Genomic DNA, 21,071 nt, shown 5'->3' with positions numbered 1-21,071 from the left:
TCAATCAAAGTTTATATTCCTTTTTCTGGTTCGGATTTCTCCGGCAAATCAATCAGGCAAGAATTACAATGTCCAGGAATGCATCATGAAAGCTTTCTCCCTTGTATGGATCAGCTGGATATCAAGCACATCGAGCGGGCTGATCGGAATAATTCCCGGCAGCAACGACGGCTCACCGTGACCGTAAAGCGCCTGCAATGCAAAACGGCATGCGTATACTTTCCCACCTTCTGACATAAATTTGTTCAGGCGCTCTCCGTAAACCATGTGTCCCGGAAAAGCTTCGTCGCCAATCTTGGGAAACCCTCTTTGCAAACCCAGGGTTACACCCGGGCCATATAACAAAATAGAAGTCTCATATCCTTTTCTCAGAAGCCGTGTTGCAGTCAGGATGTTTACCAAACCGATAGAACCCTCGAAGGCTACGGTGTGGAAAGTAACAAGCGCTTTCTGGCCCGGCTCAGCTTTTACATCTTCAAACAATTTCTCTTCGTAGTCTACGAAGTAATCACCTTTTTTGTGCTGTTCTATTTCTACCTTAGGCATAACGTGATCGTTTTATAAATTGAAAAAATACAATTTCAGAAACTGATGAAAAGGAGTTGCCGGCGTTGATCACTTTCCATATTCAGTCTGTTATAAGTTTTGGTTTAAATTAAATTCAGCCAAATCTTATTTTGCTAACGATACAAATGTAGGTACAAACAATGGCGGATGTCAATCACCTTAAAAGGTTATATTTATCATATTTTTCAATTTTTGAAGCATTTTTTACCTAAATTCAAACCAATAATTAGTCATTTCTCATTTTTGAACAGACTTTTCCAGAAAATTTAAACCAATTCTCAACGTTTTTGAAAAAATGAATATGCAGGCATCGGGAAGAAATATTGCCGGTGAGTCGGTGGTGACTGAGGGAAACAAGTTTAAAAGTTTTTTGGTAAACATGACCTCCCAGCCAGCCGACCGGGATAGTGAAGTGCATTTGCAAATTGTAAGCTATCTTGAAAATATTAAATTATTTCACAATCAGTTCATATATATTCACCATATCAAAACAGGCAAATTTTACCATAAAGGTTTTGAAGAATGCCTGGGTTATAAATTCGAAGAACTAACTGCCGATTTCTTTGTCCGGAACATCCACGTCGACGATCGTGTCACCTACTTTAATGTATCCAAAGCACTGCTTTCTTTTGTAACATCCAATGCACCCGATCTGATACCTTTCGAAAGCAATTTTCATATCAATTACCGGATCAAAAATGCTGACAATGTCTATTTGCCGATCTTGCGGCAAAGCTCAGTAATGATATTAAATGAGAAACATGAGATTGAAGCCTACCTGAGTTTGTGTACAGATATGAGCAGTATTATTGATTCGATACGGATACGTTGGCATATGTTCGGCCCGAAAAGCGAAAAGTTTCCGCAGTTCCTGTATCAGTTTGCGAACAAGAAAACGGGCATTTTTAGTGAACGCGAACTGGAAATCCTGCAACTGCTGATTGAGGGTAATTCAAGCACAGAAATTGGCGATAAGCTCTTTATCAGTTTGAATACCGTAAACACGCACCGAAAAAGCCTGATGAAAAAAGCCAATGTGAAAAAGACTATTGAGCTTATTTCTTTTGCCCAGGAGAAAGGATATATCTGAAAAGGCAGCTTGATTCAGATCCTGCCGTAAGAGTTTTAAATGAAATATTTATAAAATTGGTAATACCTCTCAGCGCTTTTATTTAACGATCGTTAAATAAAAAATATTACCTTTGAGCCATGCCTAAAATCCAGACCACCAGGGAAGAGTTAATCGTAAAGTCTACGGAAGTCTTTTTAAAAAACGGCTACTATCATTCCAGCGTCGCAGATTTGGCAAAAGCCTGTGAAATAGAGAAATCCCACTTTTACTATTATTTCACAGATAAGCGGGATTTGATGAACCAGTGCCTTATTTTTTTCTCTCAAAAAATCCAAAAGAATGTATTCGACATTTCAGCAGATGAATCCCTGAAACCATCTGAGCGGATAAAAAGGATGCTTGGCTACGTCTGGAATCTGCACGCTGAAAACGGATATGGATGTCTTTTTGGTAATACATTATTGGAAACAATTGGTAAAGAACCCTTTTTCGAACAAACGATCCGTGATTTTTTCGATCGGTGGAAAAATGCACTCAGCCATTTATATGCTGAAATATCATTACCTGATAATTTTGAGGAAACGGCTTTTGATGATATTGAAAGACTTCAGGGAAGTATTATGCTCATGAAACTGTATAACGACAAATCACTTTTGCAACGTGCCATCGATCAGATTTCTTCCCGGTTTTGAATCTGCATATTGGTAGTAAAATGGGACATTGAAATATAATGTCTGTTTCAATTTTTTGTGATCAATATTAATGAAATTTAAATAAAATGAATGCTGCAATTACATCAATAGGCATATACGCCCCTGAAAAAAGAATTGATAACTCCTATTTTGAAAAGATCATTGAAACCAATGATGAATGGATCAGACAGCGAACCGGAATTCAGAACAGGTATTACGCCAGAGCAGATGAATTTACCAGTGATCTATGTGTAAAAGCCATTGAGAATCTTTTGGAATCCAATCACACGGATATCTCGGATGTAGATTTTATCATAGTTGCCACAAGCACGCCCGACCATACAATGCCAAGTGTTGCAAGCCAGGTACAAGCCAGAATGAACATTAAAAAAGCAGGTTGCATGGATGTTTCAGCAGCATGTGCAGGATTTGTTTACGGGATCATCCTTGCAAAAGGCCTGATCGCATCGGGCGCCAATAAAAAAGTGCTGGTAATCGGCGCAGAAACGCTTTCCAAGGTAATGAACTTTGAAGACAGGACGTCATGTATCCTGTTTGGTGACGGTGCCGGAGCAGTCATTGTGGAGGCGAGTGAAACAAATTATATTTTTCGGAGCATAACCGAAACAGACGGAGGATTAGGGCAAAATCTCTACTTGTCAAACCAGCCGGCGACGATCAACGGTGAGGCAATTATTAATGACAATAAAATCCACCAAAATGGCCGTGCTGTGTTCAAATGGGCCGTTTCAACCCTGGTTGAAAAAATTAAGAACCTTGTTGATTTAAACCAAAAAACACTGAAAGGCATCGATTGGCTGATCCCTCACAGTGCAAATTTGAGAATATTGGAAGCCGTGTGTGAGGGGTTAAATTTTCCAAAAGAACAATGCCTGGAAAGTGTTAAGCTATACGGGAATACCTCAGCTGCTTCCATTCCTATCGCCTGGTACAACGGCCTGAGATCCGGTAAAGTCAGGATAGATGATACCATAATCCTGGCCGGATTCGGCGGTGGTTTGACTTTTTCCAGCATTTGTGTTCAGAATCGGATTAGTTTGAGAGGATAAGGAGGCCGGGAAAAGATATATCCCGGATCCTTAAACAACATCATTTTTACATATTCCCTTTCAACTCAATCAGGCCAGGCATAAAAGGCTGATCGTAAAACCTCTTACCAGTGGCTTTGTACAAGGCATTCGCCAAAGCAGCAAAAACGGGAGGATAAGCAGGTTCGCCCATTCCCGTTGGATCAATGTTATTTTTTACAAAATGAACATCAATTTCCCTGGGAGCTTCGTTCATTCGGATCATCCGGTAAGTACTAAAATTATTTTTATCGGGCACTCCGTTTTTAATTGTCATTTGGCCGAACAAGGCCGTTCCGATACCATCCACAATGGCTCCTTCGGTCATATTAATGGCCGCATCAGGATTTACCACAATTCCGCAATCAATTGCACAGCACACTTTTTTCACAACTGGCTGCCCGTCAATTATTTCCAGATCAAGCACATGTGCTGCGTATGAATCATGGGATAAGTAGGCTGAAACACCCAGATGTCTTGTCTTTTTCGCCTGGTCCCAGCCCGATTTTTCTCTTACCAGTTCAAGCACACCTGCATAGCGTTCGGCATCGTATTCATTATCTTTCCCAACCGGCTTGTCTTTAGCGCGCCGGAGTAATTCCAGCCTGAAATCTATCGGGTCCTTACCTGCCGCTTCCGCTACTTCGTCAAGAAATGACTGCTCAGCAGCAGCCATAAAGTTGGACCGTGGCGCCCTGAACGAACCATTGGTAATATTGGATTCAATGGTCCAGTCTTCGGCAAGGTAATGGTCGACAGCCCCAGCCGGAAAGCGGTTTGCAAATAGCGGTGACTCGGGAATTCCTCCGGCTTTGAGATGAAAACCGGTTAAATTGTTATTGGCATCCAGGGCAGCACGATAGGTTGCCGTGTAAGTCGAACGATAAATACCCGAAGTCATGTCGTCTTCCCTGGTATAGATCAGTTTGACGGGCGCTTTTACCTTCCGGGATATAAGTGCAGCTTCCAATAAAAAGTGTGCGTATGACCTTCTTCCAAATCCACCTCCAAGCCTTGTCATCTGAATGTCAATCTTATCCAAAGGCATACCGAGCCGCGCTGACAAGGCTTTCTCTGTAATTTCAGGTTTCTGAAGCGGGCCCGAAAGCTCGGCTTTGTCTTCGGTTACGTGAGCAAAGAAATTCATAGGCTCCATGCAGTTATGTGCCAGAAAAGGACCGGTATAGGTACGTTCAATCACTTTCGCAGCATTTTTAAAAGCCGATTCCGGATCTCCGTCTTTGCGTCGAACCTTTCCTGGCTGGCCCGCCATTGCTGCCATTTTCGCGTAGTGGTCCGTAGTATTTTCTAGTCCGGCCGGCACTTTTACTGCATCATTCCGGCCTTCTTTCTTTTCCATATAATCATCAAAAGGCTCCCACTCAATTTTGAGTGCCTTTTTGGCCTTCATTACTTCCCAGGTCGTGTTTCCTACAATAGCAACTACTTCGGGAAAAGTACAGGTATCAAATTGCTGCCTCGGATAATCGTCCCGCATTGACTTGATGCTGAAAATATCCCTGATACCCGGCATAACCCTTGCAGCTGCATCGTTTATTGATTTCAGTTTCATACCAAAAGCAGGCGGATGCGTGATCATTGCGATGAGCATACCGTCGCGATGCTGGTCAATACCAAACAAAGGTGCTCCTTTAATGATGTTCGGCAATTCTACATTCTTCTGTGAGTGCCCTATAATTTTGAAGTCTTTAACATCCTTCAACTGCACTTCTTTGGGTATAGGAATCCGGGAAGCAGCCGAAGCCATTTCCCCGTATTTGGCCGACCTGCCACTTTTTTTATGATACAAAACACTGGCATCTGTGCTGACTTCATCCAACGGCACTTTCCATTTGCCCGCAGCCGCTTCCCTAAGCATTTGTCTGCCTGCGGCACCGGCTGTACGCAGCCTCTTCCAGCTTTGGTGAATCGCCTGGCTGCCACCAATAAACTGGCGCGTGTAGCGGTCAGTATTCAGAGGAGCCTGCTCCACAATCACATCCTTCCAGGCCACATCCAGCTCTTCTGCAACGATCATTGGCATGGAAGTTTTTACATTCTGTCCTCCTTCCGGATTTGGTGACATGATGTGAATGATGTTATCAGCGGTAATTTTCACATAACCGTTGAGCTCATTCCAGTCAGCAACCGGATTAAAATCTACCGGAATTTCTGCTGCTTTCAAATTTGACAACCAGCTGGTGCCAAGCAACATCCCTCCACCTGAAATGGCCGAAGCTTTCAGGAATGAACGCCTGTTATAAGTTGTTTCAACTTTTTCCATATTCATTTCTTTTAGTTGAAGAAGATACAAATTCTGTGGGATAAATTTTTAATATACTTTTTCAATATCCTCTTAATCTAATCCAAATTTAGTTGAATTCAGGTTGATTAAATTACGGTATTCAAATAGTTGGTGGAGAAAATCAAATAATCTGGAATGGGGTGCGAGGTAAAGATTGGGTTCTGCTTATTTTATTCCTCCGCTTTCATAAAGGTATAGATGAGGTCATAAAATTCCTGCGGAAGAAATGGCTTTACGAGATAACCTGAAAAGCCGTTGGACAGCGCATTTTCACGCTCATCAGTAAAGGCTGAAGCAGTAAGCGCGACAATAGGAATCAGGGAGCCTTTTTCGCGAATTGAACGGGTTGCCTCAAAGCCATTCATCACGGGCATCCTCAGATCCATCAGTATCAGATCATAATGCATCCTGTTAAATTTTTCCACTGCCTCACTGCCATTTTCAGCCGTATCGTACTGTAAACCTACTTTTTTAAGCAGATTGGTTGCAAACAGTAAGTTAATTGTATTGTCATCCACAACCAGAATCCTTGCGTCAGGAAGCGCAACTTTAACTGCGACTGGTTTTTCTACAGCCAGTGGTTGATCGGAATAGAAAAATTCAATTGGGAATGAAAAACGGGATCCCTTTTCAACCTCACTTTCCAGACTGATTTCACTTCCAAATAACCTCAAAAGCTCTTTGGTAATAGCAAGTCCAAGCCCAGTCCCACGGTTACTTCGGTTGGCTGCAATATTACTTTGTGTAAAAATTTCAAAAATGGCCGATTGATCTTCCAAAGGAATGCCTGATCCCGAATCTATCACTTCAAAATATAGCGAAATCCGGTTTTCATCTTTTTTCTGTTCTTTCACAATGAGTTTAACAAAACCCTTATCAGTAAACTTTACTGCATTATGGATCAGGTTGGTAATAATCTGGTTTAGCCGGACCTGATCGCCAATCAATTGCGCAGGCAGTGCAGAATTGACTTCAAAGATCAGGTTCAGGTTCTTTTCCAGCACCCTTGGTATGAATGTTTTCTCAAGATTTCTGAGTAAAAGCGAGAGATCAAATGGCTCACTGACAAGCCTTACGTGATTGGAATTGATTTTATTGAAATCAAGAATATTATTCACTACCGCCATCAGATGGTCTGAGGAAAAGTTCAGGGTCTCGACCAATTCCCTTTGAAAGTTCGTTCGCAGATCCTCCTGTCGCATCAGGTGGATTATTCCCACGATCCCGTTAAGCGGAGTCCTGATCTCATGGCTCATCGTGGACAGAAAATCCGTTTTCGCCTGTGTAGCTTCCCTTGCAAGCTGAATTTGCTTTTCCAGCTCTTTATTTTGTTTCTGCAGGTTATGAGAATAAATAAAGTCATGATACTGCCTGGTATAACGCATTTGCAGAATTACGGGAAAAACACTTTGTCCCAGAAAATAGAAAAAACCTCCCTCCTTCAAAAAACGCACCAACGCATCAGTACCATTAATATAAAACGCCCCTGAAAAAAATAGTACCGTTGCAACAGAACTTACCAAAGCATAACTAAGCTTCCAGCGTAGGATCAAAACCGAAAATATGAGCTGGAGAGTCAGATTGATACTCATGTCATAGTAGTATATGGTCTTGAAAGATGCCAGAATAAACGAATGAAAAACAACCAGCAGCAGCCGGCTGAAAAAAGAAGTGTTCTGACTATTTATTATTCCCTTGAAATGCAAAAGAAGAATGAGCCCGACCAGGCAACTGCAAACCAATTGTACTTTTAAAATAGATTGATAGTCGGGATTGCCATTGAGGTAATAAAGGATGGAGGTTAATGGATAACCGACCATAAATGAGAAACAAAATATCCTATTTCCTAACAAGGACTTAGCTTCAAATTCTTTTTCCCAAAGATTCTGTAAGCCGTTTGAATCGTTTTTAACCTTCGGATAGAAATTATTTGTTGCCAATGATAAGAAACTCTATATAATCAATCGCAAAGTAGCAATTTGACCGAAGTTTCCCACTAAGATAAAAACGGAAGTAATAAAAAATAAATACCCAGGTTGCTATGTTTATAATCAACTAATACGACAAACTCACATAACTATCTGCTAACCAACATCTTTAAAATTATTCACAATTGTTGTTTTACATTTATTGGTAATAATATTCTTTTTGACGCACGCTATTTAAACTACGTCAGTTCAAAACTTTTTAGAACATTGCTGAAAAATTAAAGTAGTAAGGCTGGAATCAGCAATCTAAAAATTCATTTAACAAAAGAACATAGCCCTATCAAGAAAAAGCAGCGACAAAGAAACCTACTCTTTATCGCTGCTTAACTTTTATGAATCTTAGCTTTCGTATTTAAGTGCCTTTTTTATTTCAATATAACTTTGCGAAGGCCTTTTTGTCACAACTTGAAAAACCGTTCCAGCCTTGCGTAAGCACTGGCTGCATAACGGATTCGGGGTCTTTACCGGAACAACCCGTTAGGCTGATATAACTCATATATGAACTGCTGACATCGGTATGGCCGATTCCGAGAATATGCCCCATTTCATGTACCATTGTTTCTACCTTCATTGCAGCCGGGAAATTATTCCTATAAATAAAGTCTGAGTTGATCTGGATACCTTGTGGGGCAGGTAATCCATTCCATGGGAAATAGGCTTGTGCAATCACTGACGACCTTCCTAAACTTTTGCTGCTTACAAGTATCTCATTCGCCTGCGCAGTCGTACTGTATTTAAATTCTATTTCACCATCAAGACTATTCCACTGTACAATGGCGGCTTTAACGGCCGTTCCCCATTCACTGGAAACACTACTCGCGAACCTGACATTCACAACTTTTACCTTAGTGATTATACCTCCGCTGTATTGATAATGCCGGGCATTCGCAGGTAACTTCCCGTATAGTTTGTAGTCCTTTTTATCAAAAACAATATCACCCTCTGCTACAAAAGATTCGTCTGTTTCCACAAGATCCTTAAAGCCATAATAGCGGATCAGATAGCTTTTCATGATACTGTAATCAACTACATCAACGGGCGTAACTTCAACCTGGTCTCCGGGAGTTACTTCACTGGTGCTGCCACAGGACGACACGAAATACGTGCATGCTACCATGGCAATGGAATAAAGTAATTTTTTCATTTGAATGAAATTAAAAATGTTAAATAATTTCAGAAGGATCAATCAAGTATACTATTATTAAAACATCCCATACTTTAATCGGAAATGAAGGAAATGGATTTTATTATGGAAGTTTTCGAAGCAGGTAACTAAAAATTCTCAAATATTTAATTAATAAAAACTACACAAACCGAAGCTAACTGTTACCGTGGTCAAAATAGATCAAACTTGTTTCCAACTGTGTGTGCAAAACTAAAACATTAAAACTAATTCTACAAAAAAAACAGTAATAAAGAATTAATTCTTTATTACTGTCGTATAAATTGTAAAGTTAAATATTAATACTTAAGTACCTTGATCTTCTCTATTACTCGATTTGCAACGATTTGATAACCTTTGTCATTCAGGTGAATATCATCATTTTCAAAATCTGCCCGCAGTCCTCGTGGAAAAGTCAGGTTTGCCAGGTCTGTAAGGTCATCGGCTGTTGGGTTGTAACTGATCGCCGTCATTTCAGCATCGCTCGGGGGAGTCATTGCTACGTACGATTCACCATATTTAGCCGCAAGTTTTTCATTGATTGTAATGACCTGGCTGTAATTTTCAGTTCCTTTTCCTTCATCCGATTCAAGGAGCACTCCCAGAACAAGATATCTTGCAGGCGCTGTTATGTAGGCCACAGATTTGTCCAGTGAAGCCATAATTTCTGTTTCTGCATCCGTTTTCCCTATATTATTCCGGCCATACCATAAAATCTGCGTGGCGGTTTTGAGCCTGGCTGCATCTTCCAGCAAAAATTCAGAATCAGCAGGAATAGCAATTACACTCACCGTTGCCGGTGTGATGGTATACGTTTCGCTCAGGTCTGCATTGACTATCCGCCGGATTGTACACCTTACTCCACCTACTGTACCCGTTCTGCTGTATTCATTGTTATTAGTAGCCGTAGTCAAAAACGAATTGCTGAGTTTGGTGATCTTAACCGGCTTTATCCCATCCAGTTTATTGCCTTCAACCGTTATCGTAAGCAACGCCCCGCCCTGCCTGACAGCAATACTTGATGCAACCTGGCCCACAATCCCGTCACTTACCACCGGCCTTCCCTGCAATGCCGCTGCAACTACGCTGCCATAAGGCTTGGTGCCACCTGCGCCAATGGTCAGGCTGTCTCCGAAAAAGGCAAGTGTTTTATCCCTTTCCTGTACTACTTCCGGTTCTTCCCCAGGTTTGTCACTTTTGGGAAAAACATCGTCTATTACACTACAAGACGACAAAAAAGCTGTTGTGAGAAAGGCCGCTCCGGAATAGTGAAAAAAGCGTCTGCGGTTTATCAAATCCTGATTTTTAGTGTGCGCTTTAGTCTTTGGTTGTTGAGTCATTTTTAAGAGGAAATATAGGTTTTAGTATTACATCTACAATAATCATTCCAACCATACTATCTGCATTTTAAAGTAGAACTACTTCTCCTGAAAAAAACTCTGTTGTGAATGCGGGAACAATATTTATATAACCTTTAATAAACTTGAATCATGAAAGAAGAAAACATTAAAACAACAGCACGGATCCTGTTAGGGGCAGGTTTGATATTTGCGGGAGTCAGCCATCTGACCTTTGCAAGGAAAGAGTTCCAGGCGCAGGTTCCTGATTTTGTACCACTTAAAAAAGACGACACAGTTGTGTCTTCGGGAGTCGCTGAAATCGCGATGGGAAGTGCTCTGGTTTTTACACCTAAAAAGTACAGGACAGAAGTAGGGCAGGTAGCTGCGGCTTTTTTTACCGCGGTTTTTCCGGGAAATATTTCACAGCTGGTCAACCACAAAGATGCTTTTGGCCTCAATACTGATAAAAAAAGATTTTTACGGTTATTTTTCCAGCCTGTTCTGGTCTGGTGGGCGTTGGAAAGTACCAGAACGAAGTTATGAGTTTGGAGCTTGAAGTTTAGAGTTCAGAATAGAAAGATATAAGTTTGGGGGTTAAGCGGTTTGAAATTTCTGCTTATTTGCGGTTCCGGTTCGCTGTGTGTGAGCCGCCTTAGCAGATTATTTTTGAATTAAATCAGGGGACATTAAAAACAATAACTATGTTGTTATTTTCGATGCATTTATCAGAACGTAATCAGCGGTGCAATGTGTTTTTTGCCGGTCAGGGTTGGTTCTTTTACAAAGACCGGATCGCTGGCAAATTCCTTTTGCTCAAATTCATACACGTAACCATCAATTGAAAATCGTTTATTCAATAGCTTTTGAGACATTTCTTCCGAAAGCCGGTTATTCCCATCAGCAACCAGTGATTCCATATAGTCAAGAGATGGTCGTTTCCCAAGAGAATAAGGGTTTGAGGCAGCAGCCAGAATTATAAATCGGTAATGGCCTTTCTCAGCTAAAAACAGCTTATCAATGTAATCAAAAAAACTGTTAATGGAAGTGCTCATACTGGTACTGAACCTTCCTTCTCCTTCATATATCTGACCATTCCTGTTGAATTTTTCAATAGGCGTAATGATCGCAAATCCATCTTCAAAGCCGTAATATTTAATATTATCATACCCCCTTCTTTTCAGATTGTTATCTAAAAATGTTTCCAGATCCCCCAGATTTTTAAACCGGTTTACGTTCACAGGTATTTTATTCCAGGCACTTTTTGTAAAGGGTATTTTTGGTAGTATTAGCAAACTCTGGGCTTTTAAAGACGAGCCTACCAAAGCATTCTTGTAGTAATTTTCAGATATTGAGTCATCAAATAATTCCGGACAATTTTTCCTGGCGAGTGATTGGGCAGCCACTATATCTATATCAGATGGTTCGTCATTAAAAAGATAATCTCCGGGAGCTAACTCGGTTTCCGCTTTCATCTGACTAAGCTCATTCCCAATCAATTCACTATTCTCGCCTATATAGTGTGAATTTCTGTACCTGATTCCATAATCACCGTTTGCTAGTACATTGTAATACTTTAATACATCCTCACAAATTTTATATTTAGCATTATAGTTCAGCATCAAATATGTATACATTCTCTCCACCGATTCGTCCTGATTCATATTTTCACCAAAAGTCTCACCATTCAATGTCTTTCTAAGTTCTTTAATCTTCACTATGGTAGTTGTTTCCGGTTGATCATTTCGGTTTTTATAAACATCTTCAATCATCATTTTAAGTATATTTTTTCTTGTAACCTCAATAGCATTACGGTATCTCAAAACTGACGCGTTGTTAATGAACGTCAGATCAGATATGGAAACAGGTACGGTACCGTCTTTTATATTTTTGTTCAAGGATGCTGCGGAATCCAGCAGGTTTAATGCATTACTGAGATCGTGTGACCTGATTGCCAGGATTCCCTGCAAATAATAAACCTCGGAACGGCTTTTTTTAATTAGGATTATAGTGCCGTTTTCGACCTTGCCAACAGCTTTCTTCAGGATAACTTCTGCCTTATTTATATTCCTTACCAGAACGGAATCCGGTAACTCTTTCTCGTGCAATCGGGTAAAATAAAGCCTGTTATGGGCATGTGAGATTTCAACCAGGCCAGTTTCCAAATCCATAGCCGAAACAAATCCAAAAGCAGTAATCAGGACAAAAATCAAAAAACCAATTAATGTGAAGTTTTTCATGAGGGTCTGGTTTTAAAAAAATGAACCGTTCAGTTTGTGATACTTTCCAGTATCTTAGGAAAATTAGCAGCCAACTGATCTCCCCTGATATCAATACACAAAGAAGCATTCAATTTCTCTACGATTTTGTCCATATTCTGGCGCAAATCATATAATCTGCTTTTCTGACTATTCAGGTTCTGGGTATCGACATCCAATGCATCCTGTTCGTCAATGATCCTTTTAATTTCATCAAGCTTTTCGTCGATTTTTTTACGGATCTGATAATAAAGTCATTGCTCTTAAATTCTTCATCCAAATAACAGGCAATGTACTTTCTCTTATTTGTAAATTCTTCGGAGTAAAAGGTTCGGATGGCTTCCCTGCTCACATAACCGGACATCAAGCTGTTACTCGAAATAATATGCAGCGTAGCGGTTGATTTATTTACACTGTCAATAATGAATTTATCAATGACTTCACCCGCATCCATGTCATCAGAATCAAGCAGAACTTCAATATTTTTCTTTTCGAGCAACGTCCTAATCTCCTGTGCAATTGCCTTGTCGTTATGGTTGTATGATATAAAAACAACAGGTTCTGACTTCAAAATATTTGTCTTTTTATCCGGAAAAGATTGCGTTTTTTTAACACGATTATTTAGTACAATACAGGCAGCAATCAGGATCAGCTGAAAAACATAAAGGCCAGGAGCTGAGCCCTGTAAATACTTTATCGGATTATTCGATGAGAAAAATGGCTCTATGAGTATTACTGCCAGAAGCGTTACCAGATAGAGGATAGATACAGTTTTGATAATAACTCCAATAGTACCGTCGACCTCTGGCTGTTTTTCCTCAGGGATGTTTCTGATTTGCCGGTATCGTAAGGCAACAAAAAATATATAGGGAACCGCACAGCTCAACAACCAGAAAAACGGATACAGCACGTCATCGCCGAACTTCCCAAGGGTTGTCTGAAAAAGAATTAGAATAACCAATATTGAAAAAAATATGATCCAGGTGATCATTAGTTTCCTCAGTACGCCGGAGAACGAAGTTTTCATGCAGGAAGGTTAACGGACATTTATATAGGAAGCTTTTCCAAACCGAAATTTACCATTTGTTCGTGCATTTTTTATTACCAGAAAATAAGTCATTTATTTCTAAGAAGTTCAAAATGAATACGCAAATTCCCTGGTTTAGTAATTGGAACAAATAGGCCCTATCACGAATTCTTTTGTATTGCCGTCTGCATCCGGTTATCAAATTGATGTATTGAAGGAGATTTTGGATGATAGCCGACTTCCGATAGCCAATTCTGTCTTACAATGTAATTCGTGATTCTCAATTAAATGTGCCCACCTGCTTATGTAAGAATAACCTTTAACTGGTATTGTTTTTGTAGCAATAAAAACGAAGTATTAGTATAAACTTTTTTTACAAATTGAAATATGGGAACTGTTAAAAAAATTATTGGAATTGGTGTTGTAACAGGCGTTGTGATGTATGCATATCTAAGATCACTCAGCGGAAAAATGAATCGGAGCTTACCGGAATCCAGGAAAGACAATGCTTTGTTGGTTTAGGCAAAAGTTTTTATAAATATTCAATTTGAAAACAGGCATAGAGGCTAATTATTAGTCCTGTGGCTGTTTTTTTTATGATCTATGCTGTAATCACCTTTTAAGTTTGCTTTTACTTTTCACATTGTTTAACAGTTCCTGAATGGCGCTCTTTGAAAAATAGCTCCCGTTTGCCACTACTCCCATTATCTTTTGGGTGTTGCTGATATTTCGGAGCGGGTCTGCCCCTAGTAACAGCAAATCAGCCCGTTTACCTGTTTCAATCGTGCCCAGGTCATTTTGAAGATTGAAAAATTCTGCCGGATAAATCGTGGCACTTTGTAAAGCCTCATAAGGTGTCAAACCGATTTCCTTAACCATCAGTATTAATTCCTGATGAAGGCTGAATCCGGGATAGATCAGTAAAACCCCGACATCAGTACCTGCCATCAGGCGCACCCCTGCCCGATGCATCTCCCGCAGATCCTTTACACGACCGGCAAGGAGTGTATCCAGTCCAGCCGGATATTGGGTCAGTTCGGCAACCTGTTCGCGCCAGTCTTCAATTAAATAGCCCGAAACATATCTGCGGCGGTAATCCAGCCTACCGGATTGATCGTTGACCAATGAAGCGGCCTGCTTATAAGGGACCTGAATACTTTTTCCGGTTATTAAAGTTGGTACGACTACCATATTTTGTTTAGCCATCCTATGAAACAGTTCCGCCCGCTCTGTTTTAATCATCGTACTGATTAAAGGAGGCAAAAAAGCATGTTCAATACTGCGCTGTCCGGCTAATAACATTTCCTCAGGCCCCACCACAGCGTGGCCAGTCAAAGCCAGTCCTTTTTTTCTGGCCTCGCTCGCTATGGCCTCGTAAACAGCCTTCGAAGTTACCGTCCGGATTTTCAGAAAATCCACCCCTAGCCTACTCAATGAATCCACCTTGCGGATAGCATTATCTACACTCCCTATCGCAACACGGGTATGGCTCACCGGCTCGACCGTGCCTTCCTGTAACATCCTGGCTACATTAGCTTCATCTTCCAGGATCGGGCCGGGCGTTTTGATCCGGGGGCCTAAAAGCTTACCGCTTTCAATCTTCTCCCGCCAGTCCAGTAACATTTCAGGATCGCCACCCATATCCCTAACGCTTGTTATACCGTTCGCTATAAATAACGGTAAACTATTCGGGCCGGCTTTTGTGATATGTACATGGGCATCCCAAAGGCCGGGTATCAGAAATTTTCCTTTTGCATGGATAACCTGTGCTTGCTTAGGAACCCGGACTTTCCCTGTCGGACCGACAGCAATAATACGTTCATCCTCAATGAGCACCGTCTGATTTCGCCTGGGTTCCGGTATTTTCATATCAATGACTGTCACGTGTTCAAATGCCAGCCAGCGATGCTGGGCCATTCCGTTAAAACTGCCGGTTATACCCACAACAAGCATAACAATTAGCCAGAAATGATTTATCCTGGTAATCTCTTTTGGAAGATGGTTTAGCAGGAAATGAGGTAACAGGTACATCATAGAATAATTTAATCTTATTGCATAATCCGAAAACAAACAACAGACATTAACTTTTCTTTTTGAACCGGTAGTTTTGCGAAATGTATTGGCGAGCCTCATCCTGGGTCAGGGCAGAAAAGTTTCGATAGCGATAGTGAACGTCAATGATTTCCTCCAATGCAGCAGCAACAAGTTCCTGGTTATCCCAATGATTAAGGTCTTCAATGACAATACTCAAACAACCGTCTTTATATGCTATTTGTCCGATAACGTGAACCAGTGTATGACGGACAAGGGAGGTTGTATCATATTGTAATTCCTTTAAAAGTGGCAGGATATCCTGTGGAAATTTTCGTCCGCGAAGTTCAATTCCATGACAAATTTCTCTCCTGATTTCTTTGTTTTCGTGGTGCAGATACTTTTTAGCCCAGCTCAAAACTGGCTTTGGATTTACTTCTCCCATTTTTTTAACAGAACCGATCACAGCATTTCGTGGCGAATGATGTGGATCAAACAAACCTTTATCAAAAAAATGCTGTACTGTTTCGAACTCACTTTTTCCGATTTCACCAGCCGCATTGATCACGGTTTGGCGTACTTTAAAATCGTCGTGTAACAGAAAAGCATCAAGCAAGTTGATGACCTTTTGCTGCAAGAGCGCTTGGGTAAAATAAAGCCTGCCAACGGATAAATAAGCTGATTTCCTGATGTAAGTATCATCGTCGGAAAAATACAGGAAAGTGCTTTTGTACTCCCCGCTTTCAAGTTCGCTTAAAATAGTGCTGCAGATGTTTGCAACAGCATTAATCCGTTCTGGTTTAGATAAATCGTAGAAGGCCATTATTTTCAGATTATTGCACTCTTCGTCGACGTTAATTTCACAAATCCCTCCGCTCCTTTCACCGAAATGGAAAGTCCCCGAAAATCTTCCATGATACCATGAAACTTGTGGTAAAACTCCTCTGAAACAAATCCCTGGCTGGCATGGCAAAAGACAGCCTTTCGTTTTTGTTCCTGCGTATCAGTGATGTCCACAAAATCAGTTGGATTGAAATTCTGGGTTTGCGAACCGGTATTCACTTCGAAAAAGTACAGCGGACATTTTTGCCCCATATCCAGATGCACTTTTTGCGTCAGCAAACTTGCGGCCATGTGGTCTTTGTGCGAATCCACGGGCCAGTGCGTGAAGATAATATCAGGTTTTTCCGCTTCCAGTAATTTCCTGATCTTCGTATACCACTCATTGTTCACGATCGTATCACCATCAACCTGTCCTGCAAAAACCGGTTTAACCTTCAATATTTTACAAGCATTTTTAGCCTCTTCCGTCCTAATTGCCGCCGCTTCCTGATGGTTTTTACCTTTAATCCCCGCATCCCCGTTTGTGAGATAAATGATGGTCACCTCATGCCCCGCATTGGCAAATTTGGCAAGCGTCCCACCACAGCCAGTCTCAGGATCATCAGGATGGCCACCCACACAGACTACTCTTAGGGGTTTTGCAAAGTGGATGTTCGGGTCGAAGGCTGAGGCGAGTGGTAACGAGGCTAGGGAGTTGGTTATAAAGGATCGGCGGTTCATTTTTATGGGGTTTTTGGTGTGGGTTAAAGTTAGGAAATATTGGAGATTAGCAAATTGGGTGATAAGTATTTAAAAAAAATCGGCCCGAACTTTTAACACCCGCACATGATGTGAAAACCGCAGCTTAGTTGTTTTAATTAAGTTATATCAAGAACTGTTCATTAACTCACTGTTGACAAATCATTGGTAATAGCATGTTCATCATAAATAGTCAACTTTCCTCCTATTAACTTAGAATAATAATTCCTACCAGCTATTAGAGCTAACTTTTCATCTCCATTCTTTGAATGCAATTTCCTATTGCTGTTTGAGAAAGGTAATTCTCCTAGAATCGCTATATCCCTTAAAAACCATTACTGCAAGAACAATTAAAACTATTACAAAAAATATTATCAAAAAAAAGTTTGGTTTGTAACCCACTTTTACGAATGGTTTCCTAGTTTTTAACCATATCTGTTGCCATTTAACTATGCAAAAACTCAAACTCAAAAAGTGCAAACGCCTTTGCGATTGCTCAAATTAAATCTTAATATATTTTTCAAAACTTTACTTTGCATTTCAAAGTACTTTTTATTTACTTTGAATCACAAAAAACGAATACCAACATGATCAGTCAATTTAACCTGTTTCATACTATGCAAACCACTGGAAAAACACTTACTGAAAAAACGGCCGCTGTAATATCCATTGCGCTGATACCGTTATTTTTGACACTACTGGCCAAATGGCATTGGAAACCGGGCGTTTTTGTTTTGGCATTTGTCCTGCTGCTTGGCGGTGCCAGTCTTACTTATGAACTTGTGAATAAGAAGAAAATGGGTAATAAGACTTACCGGTTCGCGGTCATTCTTGCTGTTGGTGCTGTTCTTGTCCTGGTCTGGATGAATGTTGCGGTTGGTGGTATACTTGGGGATGACCCTGCCAACATGATGTATTTTGGGGTGCTGCTCATTGGCTGTATCGGTGCTATCATCGCACATTTGGAACCTGAAGGCATGTCGCTTGCCTTGTTTGCAACTGCGTTTGCTGTGGCGCTGGTTCCCGGAATTGCACTGATGTTAGGAACACCTGCTTTTGCAAATGGTGTAGCCGCCGTATTTGGTCTCCATCTATTCTTTGCCATGCTGTTTGCCGGATCGGCAATGCTGTTCCGCCGTGCTGCTTCCGGCTCACAAAAACAACCGGCCTGATTTAGAAAAACAGGCCGGGTAATTTTGTTAAAACCGTTCAGGTTTAAATAAAAATGCATTTACATTTTTTCAACTATTTTTTGGAAGTCCTGCAACAACCCAATCGTACTTTCGAGGTTTTGCAGGCTTTCTTCCTTTTCATATGACGATTTTGCTGTAATCGCTTTCAGATCTTCGAGTGCGATACAAACTCTTGGATAAAATTCCGCTTTGAGCACATGACGAGCTTTTTGCGCCTCATTATGGTTGTCTTCAAGCGCTTTTTGAAGTGCCTTCATGGCACGGTCGGCTTTTCTGAGCTCAATCAGGTTTACAACATGTTTTGCCAATATTTTCAGACCAGTTATCTGTTTTTCATTGAGTTCCCGTGGCGTATTATCTATGACGCACAGTGAACCGAGCCCAAACCCTTTACTGTCAATTAGCGGCGCACCTGCATAAAAAATCACATTCGGGTCGCCTGTAACCAATGGGTTTTGTGCAAAACGCTCATCCTTGCGTGAATCCGGCACCACAAATACCTGCGAAGGATTCTGTATTGCATGGGTGCAAAATGCATATTCCCTGGGCGTCTCGCGAATCGACAGGCCACGATTTGATTTGAACCACTGTCTCGAATCGTCAATAAGGCTGATCAGTGAAATTTGAGTTTGGCAAATTTCAGCAGCGAGCTGTGTTATATCGTCATAATCTTTTTCGGGAAGAGAATCCAGAATATTGTAATCGGTCAACGCTTGTAACCTGTGTTGTTCTTCTGGAAGTAATTGTGTTGAGAATCATAACAGTATTGCCTTATTCAATCCAAAAATACGATTTATTAACAACATAAGCGTTTAATTTGAGATTTTCAGGCATTGTTATATTTAGTTTTTGAACTACCCGGATTCGGCTGCGAGTGCTGATATTTTAACATTTGCGATACAATATATGAGTAACTAGCCAATAATTATGAGCTACTGCTGAACGCTTGAGAATGGTCGTTCATAAAACCTGCCAACTTAGCAAATCCAACCCAAACCGGTATAATCTGGCAAAAATAACCTTATCCGATTATATCAGAAACTTGTCCAACCCTCGCACTACCAGCAAACAAACCTGAATGTTCACTTCCAAAAATAAAACCCTCGCTCACCTGAAAGCTGCTTCCGGCAAAATCAAAAACGAAACTTTTGACTTCAATAAAATTGACCGGTTTTTTACTTTGAGTGACAAAAAAGGATTTCACCAGGTCATTTCAGACCGGACTTTTCAGGATCTGGATATGCACGAGGTTTTTATGTTTCTGGATCGTACGGCTTCAAAAGTGGGACAACAATTTTTATATCAGGTGCTGCGAACCATACCGGGCAATAAGATCAGAACGGACAAGTTTGAAAAGATCATTCAGATCCTGAAAAAAAATCCGGAGTTACGGGATGAGGTTTTACCAGAAATTGCTTCGCTCAATAAAAAGGATGGTTATTAGATACCGTCACTTTTTCTGGAAAAGCACATTCAGAAGCCAAAATGGTTCTGGATAATACCTCTCCTCTCCATGATCAGTGTTTCCTCCGTTTTGTTATCATTCATTTTTCCGCAGATCCTTATTTTTCTTGTTTTATTACTGGCCGTCAACTTCGGGATCCATTACTGGAACAAGATGAATGTATATCAGTATGGCAGCTCCATTCCGCAATTATTAAGGTTAAACCAGGCTGCCAAAAAAATCATCACATTCCAAAGTCTGAAGGATCTTGATCCGGGTATTGGCGAAGCAATTGATTCAATTGATAGTCTGGGAATGCAGATGTCGCTTTTCAAACTGGAAGTAAAACTGCAAAGTGAGATTGGCCAGGCCGTGGAATATCTGGTTGAGCTCGTCAAAGCATTGTTCCTGATAGAGCCGTTGGTGTTATATAATGTCCTGAACGAACTTGATCTAAAAAGGGCACAGATGCAGCAGGTGTACCAGTTTGTGGGAGAAATAGATGCAGCCATGTCAATTCAGTTTTTGCGTGAATACCTGCCTTATTTTTGCTTTCCTTCGATCACGCCAGACAAAAAGCAAATAACGGCTATGGAGGTTTGTCATCCGCTCATCTTCCAGTCCGTACCCAATTCCATTAATCTGGAAGAAAAATCAGCCTTGTTAACGGGTTCGAACATGTCGGGAAAAACAACCTTCATTCGCACCATGGGCATCAATGCCATTACTGCACAAACGATCAATACTTGTTTTGCAAATTCATTTACAATGCCGGTCTTAAAAATCCATACCGCGATCCGGATTTCTGATGATCTGTTGAATGATAAAAGTTACTATTTCGAAGAGGTACTGGCAATCAAATATTTACTGGAAGAAAGTGGTTCCGGTTTTGGCAATTTGTTCCTGCTTGATGAGTTGTTTAAAGGAACGAATACAGTTGAACGAATTGCATCGGGCAAGGCGGTTTTATCATACTTAAACAAAGGAAATAACATCACTTTTGTAGCCACACATGACCTTGAACTGGCTGAATTTTTAAAAGACGGTTATTCTGTATTTCATTTTACAGAGGTAGTTATGGATGGAGAGATTGTTTTTGATTACAGGATCAAGCCGGGGAATTTAAGGAATACGAATGCGATCAGGATTTTGGAATTGAATGGGTATCCGACGGAAGTTGTAGAGGAAGCGGCCCGGCTGGCTAGGGAGATTTATGGTCTTAAAATTAATTTATAAATCTGTTTGCATATATTCTGCTTTTCAATTTAATATGTTTAAATAGTTTCTTAAGTTGTTTAATTTCATCTATCAGGTGCATAGTAAGAA

General features: G+C 40.6%; 20 protein-coding genes. 8 read left to right on the top strand and 12 right to left on the bottom strand.

The annotated features are described in order from the left end of the window. Nucleotides 1-63: 63 nt before the first annotated feature. The gene (locus KZC02_RS27280) at nucleotides 64-546 is read right to left on the bottom strand and encodes an MSMEG_0572/Sll0783 family nitrogen starvation response protein (protein ID WP_221391559.1); all 483 of its coding nucleotides are present in this window, start codon (nucleotides 544-546) and stop codon (nucleotides 64-66) included. A 316-nt stretch (nucleotides 547-862) separates the two neighbouring features. Between KZC02_RS27280 and KZC02_RS27275 the strand changes: the two genes are divergently transcribed. From KZC02_RS27275 to KZC02_RS27265, 3 genes are all read left to right on the top strand, one after another. Then, complete coding sequence (locus KZC02_RS27275) at nucleotides 863-1,657, top strand: response regulator transcription factor (RefSeq protein ID WP_221391558.1); 795 nt, start codon at nucleotides 863-865, stop codon at nucleotides 1,655-1,657. Nucleotides 1,658-1,776: 119 nt separating this feature from the next. After that, the gene (locus KZC02_RS27270) at nucleotides 1,777-2,331 is read left to right on the top strand and encodes a TetR/AcrR family transcriptional regulator (protein ID WP_221391557.1); all 555 of its coding nucleotides are present in this window, start codon (nucleotides 1,777-1,779) and stop codon (nucleotides 2,329-2,331) included. Between the two features lie 86 nt (nucleotides 2,332-2,417). Next, nucleotides 2,418-3,401: a ketoacyl-ACP synthase III gene (locus KZC02_RS27265; RefSeq protein ID WP_221391556.1), complete on the top strand. Its 984-nt coding sequence runs from the start codon at nucleotides 2,418-2,420 to the stop codon at nucleotides 3,399-3,401. 46 nt (nucleotides 3,402-3,447) lie between these two features. On the opposite strand, the gene KZC02_RS27260 is transcribed toward KZC02_RS27265, so the two are convergent. From KZC02_RS27260 to KZC02_RS27245, 4 genes are all read right to left on the bottom strand, one after another. Next, a complete protein-coding gene (locus KZC02_RS27260) occupies nucleotides 3,448-5,703 on the bottom strand; it encodes a xanthine dehydrogenase family protein molybdopterin-binding subunit (protein ID WP_221391555.1) in 2,256 nt (751 codons plus the stop codon). 191 nt (nucleotides 5,704-5,894) lie between these two features. Further along, a complete protein-coding gene (locus tag KZC02_RS27255) occupies nucleotides 5,895-7,316 on the bottom strand; it encodes a response regulator (protein ID WP_221391554.1) in 1,422 nt (473 codons plus the stop codon). A gap of 766 nt (nucleotides 7,317-8,082) precedes the next feature. Further along, entirely contained in the window at nucleotides 8,083-8,856 is a 774-nt protein-coding gene (locus KZC02_RS27250; RefSeq protein WP_221391553.1) for a M57 family metalloprotease, read from the bottom strand. 317 nt (nucleotides 8,857-9,173) lie between these two features. Continuing rightward, complete coding sequence (locus KZC02_RS27245) at nucleotides 9,174-10,214, bottom strand: SGNH/GDSL hydrolase family protein (RefSeq protein ID WP_229253834.1); 1,041 nt, start codon at nucleotides 10,212-10,214, stop codon at nucleotides 9,174-9,176. A gap of 150 nt (nucleotides 10,215-10,364) precedes the next feature. Between KZC02_RS27245 and KZC02_RS27240 the strand changes: the two genes are divergently transcribed. Next, nucleotides 10,365-10,757: a hypothetical protein gene (locus KZC02_RS27240; protein WP_221391552.1), complete on the top strand. Its 393-nt coding sequence runs from the start codon at nucleotides 10,365-10,367 to the stop codon at nucleotides 10,755-10,757. Nucleotides 10,758-10,939: 182 nt separating this feature from the next. On the opposite strand, the gene KZC02_RS27235 is transcribed toward KZC02_RS27240, so the two are convergent. Genes KZC02_RS27235 through KZC02_RS27225 form a run of 3 tightly spaced genes read right to left on the bottom strand, consistent with a single transcriptional unit; the run spans nucleotide 10,940 to nucleotide 13,496 of the window. Then, the gene (locus KZC02_RS27235; protein WP_221391551.1) at nucleotides 10,940-12,451 is read right to left on the bottom strand and encodes a hypothetical protein; all 1,512 of its coding nucleotides are present in this window, start codon (nucleotides 12,449-12,451) and stop codon (nucleotides 10,940-10,942) included. A gap of 29 nt (nucleotides 12,452-12,480) precedes the next feature. Next, nucleotides 12,481-12,648, bottom strand: coding sequence for a hypothetical protein (locus KZC02_RS27230; RefSeq protein ID WP_221391550.1), 168 nt, complete (start codon nucleotides 12,646-12,648; stop codon nucleotides 12,481-12,483). Next, entirely contained in the window at nucleotides 12,624-13,496 is an 873-nt protein-coding gene (locus KZC02_RS27225) for a toll/interleukin-1 receptor domain-containing protein (protein ID WP_221391549.1), read from the bottom strand. The genes KZC02_RS27230 and KZC02_RS27225 overlap by 25 nt, the downstream gene beginning before the upstream one ends. Nucleotides 13,497-13,883: 387 nt before the next feature. Between KZC02_RS27225 and KZC02_RS32675 the strand changes: the two genes are divergently transcribed. Further along, the gene (locus KZC02_RS32675; RefSeq protein ID WP_255637069.1) at nucleotides 13,884-14,018 is read left to right on the top strand and encodes a hypothetical protein; all 135 of its coding nucleotides are present in this window, start codon (nucleotides 13,884-13,886) and stop codon (nucleotides 14,016-14,018) included. A gap of 90 nt (nucleotides 14,019-14,108) precedes the next feature. Here the strand turns inward: KZC02_RS32675 and KZC02_RS27220 are convergent, their stop codons facing one another. Genes KZC02_RS27220 through KZC02_RS27210 form a run of 3 tightly spaced genes read right to left on the bottom strand, consistent with a single transcriptional unit; the run spans nucleotide 14,109 to nucleotide 17,090 of the window. Further along, entirely contained in the window at nucleotides 14,109-15,530 is a 1,422-nt protein-coding gene (locus KZC02_RS27220) for an amidohydrolase family protein (RefSeq protein ID WP_221391548.1), read from the bottom strand. A 46-nt stretch (nucleotides 15,531-15,576) separates the two neighbouring features. Continuing rightward, the gene (locus tag KZC02_RS27215; RefSeq protein ID WP_221391547.1) at nucleotides 15,577-16,350 is read right to left on the bottom strand and encodes a HEAT repeat domain-containing protein; all 774 of its coding nucleotides are present in this window, start codon (nucleotides 16,348-16,350) and stop codon (nucleotides 15,577-15,579) included. Between the two features lie 5 nt (nucleotides 16,351-16,355). Beyond that, entirely contained in the window at nucleotides 16,356-17,090 is a 735-nt protein-coding gene (locus tag KZC02_RS27210) for a PIG-L deacetylase family protein (RefSeq protein WP_221391546.1), read from the bottom strand. Nucleotides 17,091-17,695: 605 nt separating this feature from the next. Between KZC02_RS27210 and KZC02_RS27205 the strand changes: the two genes are divergently transcribed. Beyond that, nucleotides 17,696-18,280 (top strand): hypothetical protein, encoded by a 585-nt coding sequence (locus KZC02_RS27205; RefSeq protein WP_221391545.1) that lies wholly within the window; start codon nucleotides 17,696-17,698, stop codon nucleotides 18,278-18,280. Between the two features lie 59 nt (nucleotides 18,281-18,339). Here KZC02_RS27205 and KZC02_RS27200 read toward each other — a convergent pair whose 3' ends face one another. Continuing rightward, nucleotides 18,340-19,011: a GAF domain-containing protein gene (locus KZC02_RS27200; RefSeq protein ID WP_221391544.1), complete on the bottom strand. Its 672-nt coding sequence runs from the start codon at nucleotides 19,009-19,011 to the stop codon at nucleotides 18,340-18,342. 368 nt (nucleotides 19,012-19,379) lie between these two features. Here KZC02_RS27200 and KZC02_RS27195 point away from each other — a divergent pair, with 368 nt between their 5' ends. Together KZC02_RS27195 and KZC02_RS27190 are read left to right on the top strand one after the other, a co-directional pair. Next, nucleotides 19,380-19,745 (top strand): hypothetical protein, encoded by a 366-nt coding sequence (locus tag KZC02_RS27195; RefSeq protein ID WP_221391543.1) that lies wholly within the window; start codon nucleotides 19,380-19,382, stop codon nucleotides 19,743-19,745. A gap of 69 nt (nucleotides 19,746-19,814) precedes the next feature. Further along, the gene (locus KZC02_RS27190; RefSeq protein WP_221391542.1) at nucleotides 19,815-20,981 is read left to right on the top strand and encodes a MutS-related protein; all 1,167 of its coding nucleotides are present in this window, start codon (nucleotides 19,815-19,817) and stop codon (nucleotides 20,979-20,981) included. Nucleotides 20,982-21,071: the final 90 nt, after the last annotated feature.

The organism is Dyadobacter sp. NIV53 (assembly GCF_019711195.1).
Taxonomy (GTDB): Bacteria; Bacteroidota; Bacteroidia; order Cytophagales; family Spirosomataceae; genus Dyadobacter.
The sequence above is the reverse complement of the archived record's forward strand: the minus strand, read 5'-3'. Positions and strand labels throughout refer to the sequence as shown.